Raw genomic sequence first — 21,040 nt, 5'->3', positions numbered from 1 at the left:
CGGTTGATTGCCGAATGAAGACCGCTAGTTGATCCGGAATGGAGAAAGCTCTCATCATAGGTGCCTCGGGTGGTATCGGTGCCGCGCTGCAAAGGCTGTTGACCATGCAATCCGTAGACGTAACCACCTTGTCGCGTTCTGCAGATGGTTTCGACCTCACGAATGTGGAAGCTGTCGGCCCGGCTCTGGAAGCATTGCAATGCCCGTTTGACATGATCTTCATTGCGACGGGTGCTTTGGAAATCAATGGTGCACAGCCGGAGAAGTCCATCAGATCAATTTCAGCGCAGGCAATGATGGACCAGTTTGCCCTGAATGCGGTTGGTCCGGCCCTTGTGCTGTCACACGCTGCGCGGCTGCTACCACGGGGCAGGCGATCTGTCGTGGCGGTGTTGTCCGCCCGCGTCGGATCAATCGGAGATAATCAGCTGGGTGGATGGATCAGCTATCGGGCCTCAAAAGCTGCGGCCAACCAGATTGTGCGCACATCCGCGATTGAGCTGGCCCGCACCCACAAACAGGCGATCTGTGTGGCCCTGCATCCGGGCACAGTGCGTACAGAATTCACGCGCAAATATGTCGGGCGACACCCGACCGTTGAATCGGATGAAGCCGCGCGAAACCTGCTGAACGTCGCCAGGGCGCTTGTGCCCGCAGACACTGGCGGGTTCTTCGACTGGGCTGGAAAACCTGTGCCGTGGTGAGACCCGCTAACCGTCAGAGGCAGGGCTGGTTGCCGTTGTCGCGCTGTCGTCTGCCGGAGCACTCTCCTGCGGCTCGCTGGTGTTTTCACCCGGCAGAACACCGTTTTCCCAGACGCCGGTTTCTTCTTTGCCGTCAGCATAGCGCATCGTGCCGTCACCGTGGCGTTTGTTGTCCAAAAACCCACCTTCGTACACGTCACCAGTCGCATAGGTAGCGGTTCCGGTGCCGCTGATCTTCCCCTCGACCCAACCGCCTGTGTAGGTGAAGCCGCGCGGTGTGGTTATCGATCCTTGCCCGTGGCGCTGCCCATCTTTGAAATCGCCCTTGTAGGTCGTTCCGTCCGGGAAGCTGGCTGTGCCCTCGCCCTGGCGCGCACCGTCGACCCAATCGCCTTCATATTTGTACCCGTTTGCAAATGTCAGAACACCGGTGCCGTGGTTCAGACCGTTCTTGAACTGCCCATCGTAGATGGCGCCGTTCGGGTAAGTGGCCTTGCCCTGACCCTCGAAGACGCCGGCGATCCAGTCGCCGTCGTAAATCAGGCCATCAGGATAGGTGTGCATTCCTTTGCCATGGGGCAGGTCTGCACTGAAATCACCGACATAGGTCGAACCGTCAGGATAGGTCAGCTCTCCGAGGCCCTCAATCTGGCCGTCTTTCCATTCACCAGTATAGTCAAACCCGTCCGTGCCCAAAAAACGGCCTTTGCCGTGGCGGCGATCATCGTGATAGTCACCTTCGTAAATGGCGCCACTGGCATAGGTTGCCTTGCCCTTGCCTTGTCGGCGCCCATCAAAGAAGTCGCCTTCATACAAATCGCCATTGGCTTGCAGTAGACGGCCTTTTCCGGTCATGCGATTTTCGGACCAGTCACCCGTATAACTCATACCTTCCGGCCGCGTCAGGCTACCTGTGCCATGACGCTTGCCGTCTTTGATATCGCCCTCATACACGTTGCCTTTGGCTGAGGTTATCTTGCCATTGCCCTGCTTGACCCCGTCGACCCAGTCGCCCTCGTACACCTCTCCGGTCGGGTCGGTCAGAGTGCCTTTGCCGTGGTGCCGGGCATTCTTGAACCCACCTTCGTATTTCGCTCCGTTGGCATAGACGGCGACTCCTTGGCCGTTGAACGAGCCATCGGCCCATTCCCCTTCATAGCTGCCACCATCAGCATAGATGATCGTTCCGAACCCTTCGGGTTGACCGTTGGCAAAGGCGCCCTGATAGATCGACCCGTTAGCATAGCGCGCGATACCCTGACCCTGAATTTCGCCTTCGATCCATTCGCCTTCGTATTCGAAACCATCTGGCAACTGGTAGGTGCCGGTTCCGTGCCGCAGGCCATTTAGGAACGTGCCTTCGTATACGCCGCCCACTTCGTCATCGGCCACGACTACCTGATCGTTCTGCGCGAAGGCGGTCAGCGCTGACAGGGTCAATGCAACTGCGGCGATTGAAGTGCGAAAAACGTTCATGTTTGGTCCTGTCTGCGCGAGCATCGTGCTTTTGCGCAAAACTAGGATACCGACGCAGGCAGGGCAACGGCTTTTGCCTTATTGGTCTTTCACTCGCGGTGCGATCTGGTAAATGGCAATAGGACAGACGAGGGCAAGAGGGCAGTATGGCCGACCGTTTCCGTATCACTCTGGCGCAACTCAATCCCATTGTCGGGGATTTGGAAGGCAATGCGGCCAAGGCTTTTTCTGCGTGGGAGCAGGCGCGCGAGGCTGGTGCCCAACTTGTTGCTTTCCCCGAGATGTTCATCACCGGCTATAATACGCAGGACCTTGTGATCAAGCCCGCGTTCTACAAAGCCGCAATGAAAGCTGTTGAGGCGCTTGCGGAACGTTGCGCCGATGGACCTGCGATTGCGATCGGTGGGCCGTGGTTCGAAGATGACCGGCTGTATAACGCCTATCTCATCCTCAAGAACGGCAGGATCAGCAGTAAAGTGCTGAAACATCACCTGCCGAATGAGACAGTCTTTGACGAAGTGCGCCTGTATGATTCCGGCCCGCTGGGCGGTCCCTATTCGATTGGCAACTCTCGGATCGGCAGCCCAATCTGCGAGGACAGCTGGCATCCGGATGTTGCCGAGACGCTGGAGGAGACAGGAGCCGAGTTTCTGCTGATCCCCAACGGCTCGCCTTATTTCCGAAACAAATATGATGTGCGCCTGAACCATATGGTGGCGCGCGTGGTTGAGACCGGATTGCCGCTGATTTACCTGAACATGGTCGGAGGGCAGGACGATCAGGTCTTTGACGGGGCGACCTTCGGGTTGAATCCAGGCGGAGAACTGGCATTCCGAATGCCTGTGTTCGACGAAGCGATAGCGCATGTGGATCTTGAACGCGGCGATGCAGGTTGGCGCATAATTCCGGACGAGATTGTGCCGCAGCCAGATGCGTGGGAGCAGGACTATCGCGCGATGGTCCAGTCTCTGCGTGATTACATGGCCAAAACCGGGTTCAAAAAGGGTGTTCTGGGTCTGTCTGGTGGCGTTGATTCAGCCCTTGTCGCGGCAATAGCGGTGGATGCGATTGGCGCTGAAAATGTTCGCTGCGTGATGTTGCCGTCGGAATATACCAGCCAGGATTCTTTGGATGATGCCGAAGCGGTGGCTAAGTCGTTGGGTGTTCACTATGATTTCGTCCCTATTGCACAGGGGCGCGCGGCGATCACGGATACGCTTGCCCCATTGTTTGCCGGGCGAGACGAAGATCTGACCGAAGAAAACATCCAGTCCCGCCTGCGGGGGCTGTTGCTGATGGCCCTGTCGAACAAGTTCGGCGAGATGCTGCTGACCACAGGCAACAAATCCGAAGTCGCCGTTGGATATGCCACGATCTATGGGGATATGAACGGTGGTTATAATCCAATCAAAGACCTGTACAAAACCCGCGTGTTCGAGACTTGCCGCTGGCGCAATGCCAATCATCGCGGCTGGATGAAAGGCCCCGAGGGCGAGGTCATCCGACCCTCGGTCATCGACAAACCTCCTAGTGCCGAGTTGCGCGAAGACCAGAAGGACAGTGACAGCCTGCCGGATTATCCGGTTCTGGACGCCATTCTGGATATATTGGTTGATCAGGATGGGTCGATCGCGGATTGCGTGGCCGCCGGGTTCGAAGAAGCCGTTGCGCGCAGGATCGAACATTTGGTCTATATCAGCGAATATAAACGGTTTCAGTCCGCCCCGGGGACACGTTTGACCAAGCGGGCATTCTGGCTGGATCGCAGGTATCCTATCGTGAATCGTTGGCGCGACAGGACCTGACGCCTTACAGGAATCACCATTTTGACGCGAAAACTGTTTCCATTTTATGGGCAATAACCGCTTGCTTCTGGAACTGTTTTTATTTTTGAGTGCAGTGGCTTAGATTCTCTTGGGCGTATCCGAGCTCCACTTGATACCCGGTCTTTTTTTTGCCACATTTTAGCTTGATTGTTGCCCCATGTGGGGCGGATGCGACGCATTGTGGGAAATAGGTGTTTATGAGCTTTCCCTTCGGTCTTTAGCGACGCGTCCGAAATTGGATGTCTGAGTTAACGATTTGGTGCCATTATGTACGATGAATACGATAAACCGCTTCATTCACCGCCAAAATGGCGGTCTATGCAATCCGAAGGTCGGTCTCTGGATGAGGCAAAGGTAGATGCTGCCATTGCCAATTTGTTGAATGAAGAGGTGCCCAAAGAGGAATCCACGACGGTGGGCCCCGGCGCGCAGTTTCTGGAAACAGAAGCCGAGGTGCCGGAAGGCGGTATCGCTACTTCTTTGCGTCAGAAACTGGCTGAATTGTGCGGCGCGGCCTGAAGTTTTCAAAATCCTGAATTAGATGCGCTGGCTTGCCACGTTGGCCGAATGGTCACAGGCCTGCGCAATAGTCATTGAAGCGAAGTTTCTTCTGTTGCGTCTGTCCTGATCCCGCGCCTTCATTGCGGTCCGTGCAATGAATTATGAGCGGTTGATGCCTGGCCCCAAGCCTAATGCTGTTGAACCCGATCTAAAGCTGCCAAAAGCCGTTGATGTTGTTGTCATTGGTGGAGGAATTATTGGGGCTTCAACTGCCCTCGAACTGTCAGAGCGGGGAATGTCTGTCCTTCTGTGCGAAAAGGGGCAAATTGCCTCCGAGCAGAGTTCGCGGAACTGGGGATGGGTGCGTTTGGGTATGCGCGATCCTCGGGAAATCCCGCTGATGCAGGAATCACAGCGTATCTGGGCGCAGCTCGATCAACGCACCGGGCGCAAGACAGGTTTCACACAGGCCGGTATCCTGTTCGGCGCCTCTGGCAAGCGGGAACAGGGCAATCTTGAACGCTGGCTTCGCCATGTGGAGGGGTTGAATACTGGGGCAAGGATGGTGTCCGGGGCTCTGTTGGCGGAACTAATGCCAGACCATCGGACGGGGTTGGATTGCGCATTGTTTATGCCGCAAGACGGTAGAGCGGAACCGCAATGGGCTGCACCCGCAATCGCCGAAGCTGCGCGTGACCGGGGGGCCCTGTTGATGACCAACTGTGCAGTGCGCAGTCTGGATACAGAGGCGGACCGTGTCGTCGGTGTCTTCACAGAACGCGGTCGCGTGGCCTGCGGCAATGTCGTACTGGCGGGCGGAGCGTGGTCGCGCTTGTTTGCAGGGAATGCCGGAGTTGATTTTCCACAACTGAAGGTGCTGAACACCGTATTCCGAACCTCTCCGGTTTCCGGCCCTGAGGCCGCCTTGTGGTCGGACGATTTTGCAATACGCAAGCGGGACGACGGAGGGTATACGATTGCGTCCGGGCACGAAAACACCGTTGATATCGTGCCGGATAGCCTTCGTCTGGCGTGGCAATTTCTTCCTGCGTTTCGCCAGGAGTGGCGGTCGCTGCGGTTTCGGTTGTCCAAGCGGTGGGCCGAAGAGGCGGGGCAGGACCGGAGCTGGTTGCCCACGGATGTGACTCCGTTCGAACATTGCCGCGTTCTGGATCCCGAACCGTCGCGCCGGGCATTGCGGCAAGCTTGGAAAAGCGCAACCAAGGGCATTCCCGCGCTAAAACAGGCTGAAATCGTTCAAAGCTGGGCGGGTATGATTGATGTCACCCCGGATGCGATCCCGATCATTTCACCCGTCGACCACAAGCCGGGCCTGTTCATCTCGACAGGGTTTTCGGGTCATGGATTTGGGATCGGGCCCGGTGCCGGGCGGCTGATGGCCGATTTGGTCTCGGCCAGTGACCCTTGTGTTGATCCGGCCGACTTCCGCCTGTCCCGCTTTACGGACGGGTCGAAAATTCGGCCGGACCCAGGGTTTTAAACGTTAACCCATCATCTGATAGCTGACCGGGACAAACCGGAACCCATCGCCGCGCGTCTCGACGTAACCGGCTGCGGGGAAGGGCATGTGATATCCGATCATCGGGATTTTGTCTGCTGCCAGCATCCCCAACACATTACGACGAGAAGCGGCGGCTGCGGCTTTGTCCATGTCGAATTTCACCTCCCACTCGGGTTGGGCGAAGGACCAGACATAGTGATTGGCCAGATCGGCCGTCAGCACCAGACGTTGACCGTTGCTTTCCAGATGAAAGACCGTGTGTCCGGGGGTATGCCCATGCGCTGAAACGGCGGTTATTCCGGACAGAACCTCGCCGCCATCGCCGACAAAGGTCATCTTTTCGGCCATTGGGGTCACTTTGGCGGCGACCAGATCGCCGACCCGATCGCCGGAATCCTGCGCGGCCCAAAAGTCATACTCGGATGATGCGGTGACATAGCGCGCATTCGGGAAAGTCGGCGCGTCATTTGTGGTCATGCCGCCAATATGGTCAGGGTGCATATGGGTGATGACGACGACGTCGATTTGATCCGGGCTCACGCCTGCATCTGCCAGTGCCGCCTGAATGCCGCCTTGCCCAAGGCCAGTATCAAACAGCACAAGTTCAGACCCGGTATTGACCAGCGTTGGTGTGAAAAAGAACTGGGCTTTATCGGCAGGAATAAAATTCTGGGCCGATACGTTTGCAAATTCCTCATCCGTGGCACCGCCGCCGAAAATCTCTTTGGCGCCATCGCGCGGCAGGCTGCCATCCAGCAGAGTTGTTACGGTGAAATCGCCCAACTGGAACGATTTCGCGATGGTTGAATTCGCTTTGGTATCGCTTGCTGCAGCCAGGATGGGGGTAGCAGCTGATGCAAAAGGCAATGCTGCCGCCGCGCCCAGTGCGGCCCTACGAGTCAGTGTAACGGTCATTTTGAGATCTCCCTGTGTGTGCCAGCACTTTGAAGATAGGGTATCGCCCGAGGATTGCCACCTGACGTTGGCGTGAACCGGTGCGGTGGCTGGACAATTTGCCCATCCTGTGAGAAGAGCCGCGCCAACAGGAGACTCCTATGACAACCACCCGTTTCGCCCCGTCACCCACCGGTTACATCCATGTGGGCAACCTGCGCACAGCGCTGATGAACTACCTGATTGCCCGCAAGGCTGGCGGCACGTTCATCCTGCGTATCGACGACACAGACCCCGAGCGATCGAAGGAAGAATATGTCGATGCCATCAAGCAGGACCTCGAGTGGCTGGGCCTGCATTGGGACCGGGTCGAACGACAGTCCGAGCGTCTGGACCGCTATGCCGAGGCAGCCGACAAGCTGCGCGAGATGGGCCGGTTCTATGAAGCCTTCGAAACCCCGACCGAGCTGGACCTCAAGCGCAAGAAACAACTGAACATGGGCAAGCCGCCGGTCTATGACCGCGCAGCATTGCACCTTAACGACGCCGAGAAAGACGCGCTGCGGGCAGAACGTGGCAACGGTGTCTGGCGCTTTAGGCTGGATCATGAGCGGATCGAGTGGACCGACGGCATTCTGGGCGATATCTCGATTGATGCGGCCTCGGTCTCTGACCCGGTTCTGATCCGGGGCGACGGTCAAGTTCTGTACACGATTGCGTCGGTGGTCGATGATACCGAAATGGGTGTGACCGATGTGGTGCGTGGCTCGGACCATGTGACCAATACCGCGACGCAGATTCAGATCATCCAAGCGCTGGGCGGTACTTGCCCGCGTTTTGCACATCATTCGCTGCTGACCGGCCCCCAGGGCGAGGCGCTGTCTAAGCGACTGGGCACGCTGGCTCTGCGTGATCTGCGCGAGCAGGGCGTACAGCCGTTAGCATTGCTCAGCTTGATGGCGCGTCTGGGCTCATCCGACCCGGTTGAGTTGCGGACAGAGATGGCCGAGCTGATCGATGGATTTGACATTGGTCGTTTTGGTGCCGCACCGACCAAGTTTGACGTTCAGGACCTGTTTCCGTTGACGGCAAAACACCTGCAATCTTTGTCATTGGCCGACGTTGCGGATTCTGTGGCAGATGCGGGCGTACCGGCCGAATTGGCCGAACCGTTCTGGGCCATGGCCCGCGAGAACATCATCACTCTGGCAGACCTGAGAGGGTGGTGGGAGCTGTGCCTTAACGGCGCCGAACCACTGATTGCCGATGAAGACCGAGAGTTCATCACCGAGGCCGTGGCGTTGTTGCCAGAAGGCCCGTTCGACGGCGCGACCTGGGGGCAGTGGACCAGCGCGGTGAAAGACGCGACAGGCCGCAAGGGCAAGAGTCTGTTCATGCCTTTGCGCAAGGCACTGACAGGAATGGAACGCGGCCCCGAGATGGCCACCCTGTTGCCCCTTCTGCAGGTGATCCGCGCGCGCGGCTGATCTTAGCGCCTTAGATTGTGATAAGGCGTGGTCTGCTGGCCGCGCCTTTTTTCTATAAGGTCTTTACGATCTGGGCTGCTATTCGCTTCAGCCGATCATCCACAAAACAAGTCTCATCCGGTTTCAATGCCTGGTGGCGTGGATACCGCGGCTCTGCCCGGTCATTCAGGATCGGGGCGTCCCAGCCATCAGTGGTGGCAAAAAAGCGATCGGCGCCCTCGGACCCGAACGCACGCAAATAGCCTTGCACAACGACGTCGATATAGCTCATCAACAGGGGGTGGCGCCAGCTGGTCGCGGATTGACGGTCATCAGGTACGGCATAAACAGCGATCTCAACCTCGTGTGGCAGAGAATGGGTGACGGCCTTAGTCGCTGGAACGCGGTCGTAGGCCCACTCACGTTGATCCAGCGCGTCCCAGTCATTGCCCGGGACATGGGCAATCATGCCGTCGATTTCAGAAGTGGGATCCGGAACAGCAGTCAGGAAAGCGACCGGGCGCAAATCGGTATGCCGCCAGGCCCGCCGCCATCCCTTCAACTGCGCGGGATGCGGGTCGGGGAAATCGTGGGTCGCGAGGTTCACGAGGCTGCCGTAGCCAAAGAAATAGGGGTCTGCCATGCGGGATCACTTCTGACTGGGAATTGATGTATGTCAAACCGCTTTTTTGCCCAACATGCAATAAGGCAGCATGTTGAACTTAGGGAGGCAAACATGCGGATAACCAAGCGGACAAATATTGCTGTGCGCCTACTGATGTATTGTGCAGCAAATCCAGACAGGTTGGTGACCAAATCCGAGATCGCAAAGACCTGCAATATCTCGGAAAACCACTTGGCACAGGTGATCAACCAACTCAGCCAGTTAGATTATCTGAGCACTCATCGCGGTCGCAATGGTGGTATGGTACTCGCTAGATCTGCTGATCAGATACGGATCGGTTCGGTTTTTCGACATATCGAGGGCGACTTGCCGATTGCCGAGTGCTTTGCGGATGCCGACAATACATGCCCGCTCACCAACGCCTGCCGGCTGCGCCTTGCGCTGCGGGACGCGGCCGAGGTTTTTTATGCCTCGCTGGACGAAATCACGCTGGATTCGCTGGTGTGTGACAATGCAAATCTGCTGTCGATTTTGCAGCCCGTCGCCTGCGTCCGATAAACTCAGTCGCTGGCGCGCAAGATGCGCGCCGGGCGAACGGCAAGGGGTTTCAAGGCAAAGATCAGCCCCGCGCCTAGCGTGACGATGATCCCGGCCAATACGATGCCGATGGCAGATGGCCAGATGACGTCAAAGCTGGTGTCGAAAATATATGTCGCAACCGCCCAGCCGCCGAGGATGCCCACCATCAGGGCTACAATTCCAGCGGCAGACCCCAGCAGAACAGCCCGAAGGGCAAAGCTGATCAATATGCGCCGCCGGTCGGCGCCGATGGTTTTCAGGACTGCGGCCTCGTACCGCCGGGCTGGTTCACCCGCTGCCGCGGCGCCGATCAGAACCAGAAAGCCGGTTAGCAGCGATACACCAGCCCCATAAGACGTCGCAGCGGCCAACCCGGCCAGCAGACCCGAGACCCGGTCAATCGCATCGCGGACACGGATTGCGGTGATATTGGGGAATTTACCCGCCAGATCACGAAGGATCGCGGCTTCGGCCTGCTCTTCGGCATAGACGGTGGCAATGAAGCTATGCGGTGCGCCGGCCAAGGCCGACGGATTCATGGACATGATGAAACCCATCCCGGCGGTCGAGAAATCCACCTCGCGCAACGAGGTGAGCTCTGCGGTGATGTCGCGCCCCAATATGTTGATGGTCAGTTGGTCACCCAGCTTCAGGCCCATCTCTTCGGCCTCTTCAGCGGCAAAGCTGACCTGAGGCGTTCCGGAATAGTCTTCGGACCACCATTCCCCGGCGGTGACCCGTGCGTTCGAGGGCGGGGCGTCGGAATAGGTGACCCCGCGGTCGCCTTCCAGTACCCAGTGGTCCCCGGCGACCTCAATCGCGGGCTGCCCGTTAATCTGCGTGATGATCCCGCGCAGCATGGGCGCGCTTTGGATCCGGCTTACGGCAGGGTCGTTTTCCAGCCGTTCGGTAAAGCCAGGCATCTGCTCTTTCTGGATATCGACGAAGAAATAAGAAGGGGCGACATCGGGCAGGTTTCCTGAAATCGCGTTTCGCAGCGTGCCGTCGATCTGCCCGACTGCGGCCAGAACCGACAGGCCCAGCCCCAGCGACAGGACAACCGATGCGGCTCCTTCGCGTGGGTCGGAAATGGCTGACAGGGCCCATCGCAGGGGCGGATTCCCTCGGGCGGGTTTTGTGATCAAGCGTGCCAGTTTGCGGATTGCCAGCGCCGCCACCGAAAGCAGAACCAACGCTCCGGCCAACCCGCCGCTGGTCCAAAGGGTCAGGCGCGCCGATCCGCTGAAAAAGGCAGCTGCGCCGATCAGCGCCGCAAGCCCGATGCCTGTCGCTAGGATGTATTTTGCACGGGGCAGGAAGCGCGCCGAAGACAGCGCATCGCGAAACAGGGTCGCTGCGCGGACTTCTTCAGTACGGGCAAGGGGCCAGAGTGTGAATAAGAAGGCGGTGAGCACGCCGTAAAGCGCGGCTTCAGCCAGAGGCTGCGGATAGAACGAGAACACTGCGGGCACAGGCAGGCGAGTTTCGATCAGCGGCGCAAGCAGCAGAGGCACCGATCCACCCAATATGATGCCCAGAAAAATGCCGATGCCAGAGAGAATACCGATCTGGATCAGATAAGTCTGAAACACGGTCGCCCGATCGGCACCCAAAGTACGCAAGGTAGCAATGGTTTCAGTCTTTTGCGCCAGATAGGCGCGCACCGCTGCAGATACGCCGATGCCGCCAACAGCCAGCCCGGATAGTCCAACCAGAACCAGAAAAGCGCTGAGCCGGGCAACAAATTCTGAAATGCCGGGGGCACCGTTCCGTGCATCGGTCCACCGCATTCCGCTGCCTTCAAGGGCTTCGCTTGCCTGCGCCGAAAGAGCTGTAAGATCAGACCCCGGCGGCAGATCCAGACGGTATTTGGTGGAAAACAGAGTACCCGGTGCCAATAATCCGGAATTCAGCAAGTCCTGTGTGCGGATCAGGGTGCGCGGACCCAATCCAAACCCGTCTGCCGCCCCGTCCGGTTCGTGGATCAGGGCTGCCATCAGGACAAATTCCTGAGTTCCAAGTGAAAACCGATCCCCAACCGATAGCTGAAGCCGGTCGATCAGAGCAGGAGCCATTACGGCACCGGGCGCCCCTTGCTGGCCTATAAAGGCGTCACGCAGGGGCATCTGAGGCTCTAGTATTGGCTTGCCCAACAATGGATAGGAGTCGTCAACGGATTTGACCTGCGTAAGCGCCCGCTGTGGGTCACTATTCTGCTGCGCGACTGCCATTGACCGAAAATCGACGACTTCGGAGATGGCTAAGGCCGCGTCGTTCATCCATGCACGCTCAGCCTCATCCGCAAAGCGATAGGTGAATTCCAGCTGTGCATCCCCGCCCAGCAGAGCCGCGCCTTCTTGCGTCAGTCCGGTTTGGATGGCGTGGCGGACCGAACCCACAGCGGCAATGGCAGCGACCCCAAGTGCAAGACAAGCCAGAAACACCCGAAAACCGCGCAGACCTCCGCGCAGTTCCCGCCGCGCCAGCCGCCCGGCCATCCGCAGGCTCATTCGGCAGCCTCTTGCCTTGTGTCATCGGCAATCCTTCCATCGCGCAGCCGGACAACACGGTCACATCTGCGCGCAAGGCTGTGGCTATGGGTCACCAGAACCAAAGTAGCACCATGCCTGTCGCGCAGGCCAAGCAGCAGATCAATGATGGCGGCTCCGTTTGTTTCGTCCAGATTGCCGGTAGGCTCATCCGCCAGCAGGATCTGTGGTCGCGGGGCAGAGGCACGGGCGAGCGCGACGCGCTGCTGCTCTCCACCGGAGAGCTGCGCCGGATAATGGTCGCGTCGATGCGTCAGCCCTACGGACTCCAATTCGGCTTCGGCCCGTTGAAAGGCATCTTTGTGGCCGGCCAACTCCAGCGGTGTGGCCACGTTCTCAAGGGCAGTCATCGTGGGGATCAGGTGGAAATTCTGAAATACAACGCCCATGCTGTTGCGTCGGAACCGCGCGAGCTCGTCTTCGTTCATGCGGGTCAGACTTTGCCCGAGTGCGGTTACCTGGCCGCCCGTCGCCTGTTCCAGCCCGCCCATCAGCATTAGTAACGACGATTTTCCTGACCCGGACGGCCCAATCAGACCCAGTGTCTCGCCCTTGTGTACGGAAAGCGTGATGTCGTGCAGGATATCTACCTGACCGGCATTGCCATCCAGCGATAAAGCGGCATTTTCAAGCGATAGAGCAGTTGCGATCATGGGTTGGTCCGAACCGAGGTAATCAAATGGGATATGGAGCAGTTGAGATGTTGCGCAAGGCTTTGATGCCGGTGCTTATCACGTGTTGCGGCTTTGCGGCCACAGCAGAAACCGTAGTGATTGCCGCTCTCGGGGATTCTTTGACTCAAGGGTACGGCCTGCCCGAGCAAGACGGATTTGTTCCGCAGCTGGATCGTTGGTTGAAAGATCACGGAGCGGATGTGCGCCTGATCAATGCGGGTGTTTCCGGGGACACCACCGCCGGAGGGGCGGCACGTGTGGACTGGACACTGACGCCCGACGTGGATGGGATGATCGTCGCATTGGGCGGGAACGATCTGTTGCGAGGGCTTGATCCGGCAGTTGCACGCGCAAATCTTGAGACGATCCTGAAAGCAGCAGATGGCGCTGAGGTCGCCGTGTTGTTAGTCGGGATGCAGGCGCCGGGGAATTACGGCCCAGATTACAAAGCCGCATTTGATGCGATCTACCCCGATCTGGCGGATCGATATCAGACTGGATATGCGCCAAGTTTTTTCACAGGTTTGACTGCGGCAGGAAACCCCGAAGAAGTACGGGAACACATGCAGGCAGATGGCATCCATCCCAACGCCAGTGGTGTGGCCCTCATCGTTGACGACCTTGGACCAAAGGTTTTGGAACTTGTGAAATCAGCGGAAGATTGATCAGACGACCGTCACAACTGTTCCAATCGGCACCCGCTGGTACAGGTCGATGACATGCGTGTTCAGCATGCGTATACATCCGTTCGAGGCCGCACGGCCTATGGTCTGCGGCTGAGTGGTCCCGTGAATTCGGAAATAAGTGTCAACGCCGTTCTGGAACAGATAAAGCGCCCGTGCACCTAACGGATTGCCGTCACCGCCAGGCTGCACATAGTCGTTATCCTTGAAACGAGCATATGTAATTGGCTCACGCTCGATCATTTCATTGGTGGGGCGCCAGGTGGGCCACTCCTTTTTGACGTCTATGGTTGCTGTTCCGGTGAACTCCAGCCCGGCTTTGCCCACCCCGCACCCGTAACGGATTGCCTTGCGAGGTTCTGTTACGAAGTACAGATAGAACGAGCGTGGAACCACCAGAAGCTGGCCTGGCAGGAATTGCTTTTTGATTCGAACAAATTGAGGAGTGGGGTCGTATTCGACGGCTTTCTTTGCCGACGCGGCGGTCGAAACAAGGCTTGCTGCTGCTGTTGCAGTCAGGAATGTACGGCGTGTCAACATATCAGCTCTCTTCAATACAACAGAAAAATCATGACCATAGTGTCCGGATGATATCCGATCCGGTCAATCGTCGGGGAAGAGTAACTGAATTGTGATGTAATCGCCGGGACACACTTTTACAGGTGGTCGCTCAGGCACAAATAGAAAAGGGCAGAGGAAAACCCTGCCCTTACAGCGGCTTACGCCAGATGGATGTCGTCGGCGCTTTCGCGACCGTCACGACCCGAGCGCAGCTCGTACGTGACTTTCTGGTTGTCGGCCAGACCGGTCAGGCCCGAGCGTTCGACGGCCGAGATGTGAACGAAGATGTCTTTGCCGCCATCTTCGGGTGCAATAAAGCCGTAGCCTTTGGTGGTGTTGAACCATTTTACGGTGCCTGAAGGCATATCCGTGTTCTCCTTATCTGGTGCTGCCCACGGAGTTGCGACAGCCTGGCGTCGTCGTCTGTATCGATAGACTGAACGCCGTAGAAGGAGACAGTGGGTCGAAATAGAAAAACGGTAGCACTCTGAGTATGCCAGTTCAGACGAGATGTGACAAGCCGGATTTGCAATCCTGAACGGCTGAAACTAGCGCCAGGCATCAGAATCTACGCATCAGAATATCCTGAAACAATCTATACAATGTATGTGGTTAGACTGAATTTTTTGGATCCACGAACGCCCGGAAGAACGTCACGCGCCAGACCGTCCGAGGATCACTTTGCGAGCGGCAATTTGCCCACGATCTCGTTCATTTCTGGCGAGGCCACAAAACATCTGGGAAGCTGGGAAATCACTTCGTCAATCGGATCGTAGATTTGGCTCGCGGCCTTTCGCAGATCTTCCGGAATATCTTTTTCAGCCCGTTCACGCCGCGGAGCCGGTACAAATTTCAATCCGGTAAATTCAGAGATTTCGTCCTGATATTCCCACAACGCATCGTAGTGAACGCACAATACCGGGATGTCGTCATAAGTGACCCATTCCTTGATCTGCCGTGCCTGTTGCAGCACATCCCGTTCGAAAAACTCGTCATATGTGCCCGTCGCATGCAGATTGTAGAAGTGCTTTTTTATCCACTCAGGGCCATAGCCTTCCATCGCTGTGTAGACTGAAAAGGTAGAGTCCTTTGTCGAGCCAAAGCAAAAGACGACTCGGGTATCTTTTGACCAGTTTGACAAAACCTGCGGAAAATCATGCGTCTTGTAAAGAAACGGCGCCTGGAAGGTGGCGTCGTCCAACCGAGACACGAAACTGGCCTAACCCGAGAGGTTTGGGTCCAGCCTTTCCAGTGCATCGCGCAGCGCATGGTAGGTCATGGTGCTGCCCGACCGGCCATTGCTTGCGACGATCACACAGTAATCTGTCTTGTACATTTGCCGGATGCGCTTGCGCAGCGGCGCGCTGATTTTCAGCGCGCTACGTTGCCATTTTTCCAACCGTCTTTTGAGCTTCCGTCTCATCGCGCAAACTTCTTATGCTTCAACCGCTTCGGCTCCAGCGCGTCTGGTCCCAGACGGCGTTTCTTGTCCTCTTCGTAATCCTCGAAGTTGCCCTCGAACCATTCGACATGGGCATCACCCTCAAACGCCAGGATATGCGTGCAGATCCGGTCGAGGAAGAAGCGGTCGTGGCTGATGACCACGGCGCAGCCGGCGAAATCGACCAGCGCGTCTTCCAGCGCGCGCAGGGTTTCGACGTCCAAATCGTTGGTCGGTTCATCGAGCAGCAGGACGTTGCCGCCCTCTTTCAGTAGGCGGGCCATGTGGACTCGGTTGCGCTCGCCCCCTGACAGCAGAGAGACCTTTTTCTGCTGGTCGCCGCCCTTGAAGTTGAAGGAGGAGCAATAGGCGCGGGAATTGACCTGCGCATCGCCCAACTGAATGATCTCGGCGCCGCCGGTGATCGCTTCCCACACGGTGTCGTTGTCCTTCAGGTCATCGCGGGATTGGTCGACATAGGACAGTTCAACCGTATCGCCAAGCGTGATGGTGCCTGCGTCGGGTTGCTCTTGACTAGTAAGCATCTTGAACAGGGTCGATTTACCGGCGCCGTTGGGCCCGATGACGCCGACAATTCCGCCGGGGGGCAGGGTAAAGTCGAGGTTCTCGATCAGTTGCTTATCGCCCATGTGTTTGGACAGGCCTTCGACCTCGATCACCTTACCGCCAAGGCGCTGGCCGTTGGGGATGACGATCTGTGCGCGGGTCAGCTTTTCGCGCTCGGACTGTTCCGCCAGATCGTTATAGGCGTTGATCCGGGCTTTGGATTTGGCCTGACGGGCCTTCTGGCCTTGGCGCATCCAGTCCAACTCGCGCTGCAGAGTCTTTTGCTTAGACTTGTCCTCGCGGGCTTCCTGCTCCAGCCGTTTGGCCTTTTGTTCCAGCCAGGCGGAATAGTTGCCCTCATACGGCAGACCACGACCCCGGTCGAGTTCGAGGATCCAGCCGGTGATACTGTCGAGGAAATACCGGTCGTGAGTGACGATCAGGATGGTGCCCTTGTAGTCTATCAGGTGCTGTTGCAGCCAGGCGATTGTTTCGGCATCCAGGTGGTTGGTCGGCTCGTCGAGCAGCAGCATGTCGGGCGCTTCGAGCAGCAATTTGCACAGCGCGACGCGGCGTTTTTCACCGCCTGAGAGGTTGGCGATATTGGCATCATCCGGCGGGCAGCGCAGGGCCTCCATGCTGACGTCGATCTGGCTGTCGAGATCCCAAAGGTTCTGGCTGTCGATCTCGTCCTGCAGCTTGGCCATCTCATCCGCGGTTTCGTCTGAGTAGTTCATCGCCAATTCGTTATAGCGGTCGAGGATCGCCTTTTTCTCGGCTACGCCCAGCATGACGTTTTCGCGCACGCTGAGGGTTTCGTCCAGTTTCGGCTCCTGCGGCAGATAACCGACCTTGGCACCTTCGGCCGCCCATGCCTCACCCGTGAAGTCTTTGTCGAGACCGGCCATGATCTTCATCAGCGTCGATTTACCAGCACCGTTGACGCCGACGACACCGATTTTCACGCCGGGCAGGAAGCTCAGGTGGATGTTTTCAAAGCACTTCTTGCCACCGGGATAGGTCTTGGAGACACCCTGCATGTGGTAGACATATTGATAGGCGGCCATGGTGTGTCCTCTGGGTCGGGGAAATTGGGTTGGGCGGTGTGATAGCGAAACGTGGGCGCAGGGGCAATCAGGATCGCATCGCGGGTTTGATTTTGATTGCCTGATACGACGCGCTGTTTTCAAAAGGCGTTGCGTTGAGCTGGCTGGGGTACTAAGCGGTCGCGGAAGATAAATATGAATTGGCAAGCCAGAGTGACGACGCTGGATCGACTTAAAACGGGATTGGCGCTGCTCGCAGCGTTGGGCTTTGTCATTTTGGCAAGTCTGCATCTGACCCGTCCCGTATCTGCAGATTCCGAACCGATTCTGCTTGGCTTTGCCCCCGGTGACATTTGTGGAACCGGTCAACCGAACGGCGATCAAAGCAGGTGCCCGGTTTGCACCTTAGCTGAAAGTGGTGTCACCTTATGTGGCCCTCTCGTGCTTGCGTCCTTGTGCCCTGAGGGTGTGCCGCTTCTTATTCCAGTTCGGGTGGAGTTGGTGCCACGTGGCGCAACAACGGCATATTTTGCGCGTGGACCCCCTTGGATGGTGTGAAGCTTCAATCCGGGTTGACCCCGGACGAAACAGAACGTCAAACAAGGAAATACCTTATGAAACTGGTGAAACTTACATCGGCTGCGATGATCGTGGCTGCAATAGGGACGACTGCGCAAGCGCACGCAACTCTGGAGCAGCAGGAAGCTCAGGTGGGCAGCTTCTACAAGGGGGTGATGCGGGTCGGCCATGGCTGCGAGGGCGAGGCAACGCTAAAGCTGCGCATCGCCATCCCCGAAGGTGTGATTTCGGTCAAGCCGATGCCCAAACCCGGCTGGAAGCTCGAAACCGTCGCGGGTGATTATGCCAACAGCTACGACTACTATGGCACGACCCTGACATCGGGTGTGCAAGAGATTATCTGGACCGGCGAATTGTCGAATGATCATTACGATGAGTTTGTATTCCGGGCCAAGCTGGATGGATCGCTTGCGGCAGAGCAGATGCTGTTTTTCCCGACCATTCAGGAATGTGCCAACGGCAGCCACAATTGGGTGGAAATTCCGGCCGAAGGTCAGGATCCGCATGACTTGGATCATCCCGCGCCGGGCTTGTATCTGCAACCGGAGGGTAAGCATTCGCACTGACCCCGGAATGTTGATCTGATCTTAAGAGCGGCAGGCGTTGGTACTGCCGCTCTTGTATGGCGCGATCGGTGCCTGTAGCTCGGACAGGGATAAAGCGGGAAGACTGGCAATGGCGGATTTGAAGGCCTTGATTTCCGACTGGGCGCAGTCGGGTTGTGTCGAATGGATCGGATTGCGGCCTGCACGACGAGATGAGTTGCAGTTGGTTGAAACTGCGATGATTTCGGCCGACGGTCTCGATGGCGACCGAAGCCGTGCAGGCAAACGGGCCGTGACGCTGATCCAGCAGGAGCATTTAGCGGCGATTGGGTCTTATCTGGGGCAGGGGCCGGTTGCGCCTGAAATACTGCGGCGCAATTTGGTGGTGTCGGGGATCAATCTGGCGGCCCTAAAAGAGCGCGAGGTTCAGGTGGGGGAGGCTGTTTTGCGGTTCACAGTCATCTGCGCCCCTTGCAGCCGGATGGAGGAGGCGCTGAGCAAGGGGGGCTATTCTGCCGTGCGTGGGCATGGCGGGTGGTGTGCCGAGGTTGTTCGGCCCGGGCGGGTGCGGCTTGGTGATGCGGTACAGCCGATTGATTGACAACGCCCTTCAGTTCTGAACATCAGCAAGGGATGCAACGCAGTGACATTCCATATGTGCGGCCCGGGCAGGTCGTGGGGTTGTTCGGGGGGTCATTTGATCCGCCGCATAAGGGCCATGTGCATGTGACACTCGAGGCAATGAAGGCCTTTGGGCTGGATCGGGTGTGGTGGCTGGTCTCTCCGGGCAATCCGTTGAAAGAGCACGGGCCTGCGCCATTGGCGCGGCGGGTGAAGGCAGCGCAAGCTGTGATGCAGCATCCACGTGTCGAGGTGACGGATATCGAGGCCCAGACCGGCACGCGCGCCACGGCAAATACTGTCGCAGCCCTGAAAAAGCTTTATCCGCAGGTCAGGTTTGTCTGGCTGATGGGCGCGGATAACCTGGCGCAATTCCATAAGTGGCAGGATTGGCAGTCGATTATCGAAACCGTACCGGTTGGCGTTGTTGCCCGTCCCGGAGACCGCATCTCTGCACGTATGTCCCCTGCGGCGCGTCGCTATGCCGACTACCGGATTGACGGGCAGGCGCGGCATTTACTCGGCCGGGCACAGGCCCCGGCGTGGTGTTTTGTGAATGTGCCGATGCTGGATGTCAGTTCGACCCAGTTGCGCATTCAGGGGGATTGGGGCAACAAGGTGTTGCCTGAATAGCCCCTGTGGGCCCATAATTCGGATCTCAGGTTGTTTGCCTGTGATCTCTGGGATTTTAATTGACCCATGATTGATCGTTATTCGCGACGAGGATTTATTGCTGGGCTGGGCGCGGCCCTGATGCCTGTAGCCGTTATGGCTGAGGCACCGCTGACGTCACTGAGGCCTCAGCTTCGTAATGAGCCGATCGTAGGTGTTGAGCGCTTGGTCGATGCCGCGAACCTGCGCGGCGAGGTCGCCTTTGCCGTAGCGGACGCCAATACAGGCGTAGTGCTTGAGACCTATGGTGGCGACCGGAGCCTTCCTCCGGCGAGCGTTGGCAAGGCTCTGACCGCGCTCTATGCGCTGAATGTGCTGGGTGCCGATTACAGGTTTGAGACTGCATTGGTCGCCGAGGGGCCAATAGAAAACGGCATATTGAACGGCGATCTTGTTCTTGTTGGCGGTGGTGATCCATTGCTGGATACGGATGCGCTGGCCACGATGGCGGCAAACTTGCGCGAGGCCGGAATCACCGAGGTTCGCGGCGCGTTCAAAGTTTATGATGGCGCGTTGCCTTACGTGTTCAGCATTGATCCGGGGCAGCCAGATCATTTGGGGTACAGCCCTGCGATCAGCGGCATTTCTCTGAATTTCAATCGCGTGCATTTCGAGTGGAAAAAGCAGGGCGCCAGCTATGACGTGACCATGGATGCCCGAAGCACGCGCTATACCCCTGCAGTGGAAGTGGCGTCCATGAAGGTCGAGGGCCGCAACCTGCCGATCTATACCTACGAACCCAGCGCCCGTCAGGACCGGTGGACTGTTGCCAAAGGCGCGTTAGGTAGCGATGGGGCGCGGTGGCTGCCTGTCCGCAAGCCCGCGCTTTATGCAGGTGACGTTTTCAGAACATTGGCCCGATCCAACGGAATTGTGCTGGGGCGGACGCAGGTCACGCGGCAGATGCCGAATGGAACCCCTTTGGTCATTCATCAAAGCGACCCGCTCGAGAGCATATTGCAGGGCATGCTGAAATACTCGACCAACCTCACTGCCGAGATGGTAGGGCTCGCTGCCTCGAGGGCGCGCGGTACGCGACCGCAGACTTTGGCGGAGTCAGCCGCCGAGATGAACAGATGGGCCACAGAGACCTATGGTGTGACCGGGGTTGCGATGGTCGATCATTCAGGGCTTGGGGGCGATTCACGCGTAGCGCCCGAGGATTTGGTGGTCGCGCTGCTGGCGGCGCAGAAAGCCGGAGACCTCCGGCCTTTGCTGAAGAAATTTACCCTTGCCGACAGTCAGGGGCGGCCGGTCAAGGATCATCCAATCAGAGTGAATGCGAAAACCGGAACCCTGAACTTTGTCTCGGGCCTAGGCGGGTTCATAACCTCACCGGATGGGGCAGAGCTGGCCTTTGCGATATTCACGGCTGACATAGAGCATCGCGCAACGATCCCCCGAGCGTATCGTGAACGGCCCGAAGGCGGGCGGAGCTGGAATAACAGGTCGCGCAAATTGCAGCGCGCACTGATCGAAAGGTGGGGGAAGCTGGCCGGCAGCAGTTGA

The 21,040-nt window shown here is 57.8% G+C and carries 21 protein-coding genes; 11 read left to right on the top strand and 10 right to left on the bottom strand.

Going from position 1 to position 21,040, the window contains the following annotated elements:
- The first annotated feature begins 38 nt into the window (after nt 1–38).
- The gene (locus AC2FJ5_RS05865) at nt 39–704 is read left to right on the top strand and encodes an SDR family NAD(P)-dependent oxidoreductase (protein WP_496792774.1); all 666 of its coding nucleotides are present in this window, start codon (nt 39–41) and stop codon (nt 702–704) included.
- A 6-nt stretch (nt 705–710) separates the two neighbouring features.
- On the opposite strand, the gene AC2FJ5_RS05860 is transcribed toward AC2FJ5_RS05865, so the two are convergent.
- On the bottom strand, nt 711–2,180 hold the full coding sequence (locus AC2FJ5_RS05860) for an MORN repeat-containing protein (RefSeq protein ID WP_496792773.1): 1,470 nt from the start codon (nt 2,178–2,180) through the stop codon (nt 711–713).
- A gap of 146 nt (nt 2,181–2,326) precedes the next feature.
- On the opposite strand from AC2FJ5_RS05860, the gene AC2FJ5_RS05855 reads away from it, so the two are divergent.
- The 3 genes from AC2FJ5_RS05855 (at nt 2,327) to AC2FJ5_RS05845 (ending at nt 6,008) form a co-directional block, all read left to right on the top strand.
- Entirely contained in the window at nt 2,327–3,985 is a 1,659-nt protein-coding gene (locus AC2FJ5_RS05855) for an NAD+ synthase (protein WP_496792771.1), read from the top strand.
- Between the two features lie 288 nt (nt 3,986–4,273).
- Entirely contained in the window at nt 4,274–4,525 is a 252-nt protein-coding gene (locus tag AC2FJ5_RS05850; protein ID WP_496691760.1) for a hypothetical protein, read from the top strand.
- Between the two features lie 154 nt (nt 4,526–4,679).
- On the top strand, nt 4,680–6,008 hold the full coding sequence (locus tag AC2FJ5_RS05845; RefSeq protein ID WP_496792770.1) for an NAD(P)/FAD-dependent oxidoreductase: 1,329 nt from the start codon (nt 4,680–4,682) through the stop codon (nt 6,006–6,008).
- A 3-nt stretch (nt 6,009–6,011) separates the two neighbouring features.
- On the opposite strand, the gene AC2FJ5_RS05840 is transcribed toward AC2FJ5_RS05845, so the two are convergent.
- Nucleotides 6,012–6,944: an MBL fold metallo-hydrolase gene (locus AC2FJ5_RS05840; RefSeq protein ID WP_496792769.1), complete on the bottom strand. Its 933-nt coding sequence runs from the start codon at nt 6,942–6,944 to the stop codon at nt 6,012–6,014.
- 140 nt (nt 6,945–7,084) lie between these two features.
- Between AC2FJ5_RS05840 and gltX the strand changes: the two genes are divergently transcribed.
- The gene (gene gltX, locus AC2FJ5_RS05835) at nt 7,085–8,410 is read left to right on the top strand and encodes a glutamate--tRNA ligase (protein ID WP_496792767.1); all 1,326 of its coding nucleotides are present in this window, start codon (nt 7,085–7,087) and stop codon (nt 8,408–8,410) included.
- A gap of 52 nt (nt 8,411–8,462) precedes the next feature.
- Here the strand turns inward: gltX and AC2FJ5_RS05830 are convergent, their stop codons facing one another.
- A complete protein-coding gene (locus AC2FJ5_RS05830; RefSeq protein ID WP_496709174.1) occupies nt 8,463–9,032 on the bottom strand; it encodes a gamma-glutamylcyclotransferase family protein in 570 nt (189 codons plus the stop codon).
- A gap of 93 nt (nt 9,033–9,125) precedes the next feature.
- Between AC2FJ5_RS05830 and AC2FJ5_RS05825 the strand changes: the two genes are divergently transcribed.
- Complete coding sequence (locus AC2FJ5_RS05825; RefSeq protein WP_496676481.1) at nt 9,126–9,572, top strand: RrF2 family transcriptional regulator; 447 nt, start codon at nt 9,126–9,128, stop codon at nt 9,570–9,572.
- Between the two features lie 2 nt (nt 9,573–9,574).
- Here the strand turns inward: AC2FJ5_RS05825 and AC2FJ5_RS05820 are convergent, their stop codons facing one another.
- Together AC2FJ5_RS05820 and AC2FJ5_RS05815 are read right to left on the bottom strand one after the other, a co-directional pair.
- Nucleotides 9,575–12,103, bottom strand: a complete 2,529-nt coding sequence (locus tag AC2FJ5_RS05820; RefSeq protein WP_496792766.1) for an ABC transporter permease — start codon at nt 12,101–12,103, stop codon at nt 9,575–9,577.
- The gene (locus AC2FJ5_RS05815; protein ID WP_496792765.1) at nt 12,100–12,795 is read right to left on the bottom strand and encodes an ABC transporter ATP-binding protein; all 696 of its coding nucleotides are present in this window, start codon (nt 12,793–12,795) and stop codon (nt 12,100–12,102) included. Before AC2FJ5_RS05815 ends, AC2FJ5_RS05820 begins: the two co-directional genes overlap by 4 nt.
- Nucleotides 12,796–12,821: 26 nt before the next feature.
- Between AC2FJ5_RS05815 and AC2FJ5_RS05810 the strand changes: the two genes are divergently transcribed.
- On the top strand, nt 12,822–13,481 hold the full coding sequence (locus AC2FJ5_RS05810) for an arylesterase (RefSeq protein WP_496792764.1): 660 nt from the start codon (nt 12,822–12,824) through the stop codon (nt 13,479–13,481).
- On the opposite strand, the gene AC2FJ5_RS05805 is transcribed toward AC2FJ5_RS05810, so the two are convergent.
- The 5 genes from AC2FJ5_RS05805 to ettA all read right to left on the bottom strand — a co-directional run bounded on the left by AC2FJ5_RS05805 (nt 13,482) and on the right by ettA (nt 17,135).
- Entirely contained in the window at nt 13,482–14,039 is a 558-nt protein-coding gene (locus AC2FJ5_RS05805; RefSeq protein ID WP_142635628.1) for a L,D-transpeptidase, read from the bottom strand.
- A 179-nt stretch (nt 14,040–14,218) separates the two neighbouring features.
- Nucleotides 14,219–14,425, bottom strand: a complete 207-nt coding sequence (locus AC2FJ5_RS05800; RefSeq protein WP_496792762.1) for a cold-shock protein — start codon at nt 14,423–14,425, stop codon at nt 14,219–14,221.
- 311 nt (nt 14,426–14,736) lie between these two features.
- Nucleotides 14,737–15,270, bottom strand: a complete 534-nt coding sequence (locus AC2FJ5_RS05795) for a hypothetical protein (protein WP_496792761.1) — start codon at nt 15,268–15,270, stop codon at nt 14,737–14,739.
- A 9-nt stretch (nt 15,271–15,279) separates the two neighbouring features.
- The gene (locus AC2FJ5_RS05790) at nt 15,280–15,483 is read right to left on the bottom strand and encodes a hypothetical protein (protein WP_496792760.1); all 204 of its coding nucleotides are present in this window, start codon (nt 15,481–15,483) and stop codon (nt 15,280–15,282) included.
- A complete protein-coding gene (ettA, locus tag AC2FJ5_RS05785; RefSeq protein WP_496691753.1) occupies nt 15,480–17,135 on the bottom strand; it encodes an energy-dependent translational throttle protein EttA in 1,656 nt (551 codons plus the stop codon). The genes AC2FJ5_RS05790 and ettA overlap by 4 nt, the downstream gene beginning before the upstream one ends.
- 593 nt (nt 17,136–17,728) lie before the next feature.
- Between ettA and AC2FJ5_RS05780 the strand changes: the two genes are divergently transcribed.
- The 4 genes from AC2FJ5_RS05780 (at nt 17,729) to dacB (ending at nt 21,040) form a co-directional block, all read left to right on the top strand.
- Nucleotides 17,729–18,259: a YcnI family copper-binding membrane protein gene (locus AC2FJ5_RS05780; RefSeq protein ID WP_496700828.1), complete on the top strand. Its 531-nt coding sequence runs from the start codon at nt 17,729–17,731 to the stop codon at nt 18,257–18,259.
- Nucleotides 18,260–18,368: 109 nt separating this feature from the next.
- The gene (locus AC2FJ5_RS05775; protein ID WP_496700827.1) at nt 18,369–18,839 is read left to right on the top strand and encodes an MOSC domain-containing protein; all 471 of its coding nucleotides are present in this window, start codon (nt 18,369–18,371) and stop codon (nt 18,837–18,839) included.
- Nucleotides 18,840–18,871: 32 nt separating this feature from the next.
- Nucleotides 18,872–19,492: a nicotinate-nucleotide adenylyltransferase gene (locus AC2FJ5_RS05770; RefSeq protein WP_496700825.1), complete on the top strand. Its 621-nt coding sequence runs from the start codon at nt 18,872–18,874 to the stop codon at nt 19,490–19,492.
- 66 nt (nt 19,493–19,558) lie between these two features.
- Nucleotides 19,559–21,040 (top strand): D-alanyl-D-alanine carboxypeptidase/D-alanyl-D-alanine endopeptidase, encoded by a 1,482-nt coding sequence (gene dacB / locus AC2FJ5_RS05765; RefSeq protein WP_496792759.1) that lies wholly within the window; start codon nt 19,559–19,561, stop codon nt 21,038–21,040.

It is taken from the genome of Ruegeria sp. CDSA221, assembly GCF_059611825.1.
Note: the sequence above shows the minus strand (reverse complement) of the source record. Positions and strands in the feature narration are given on the sequence as shown.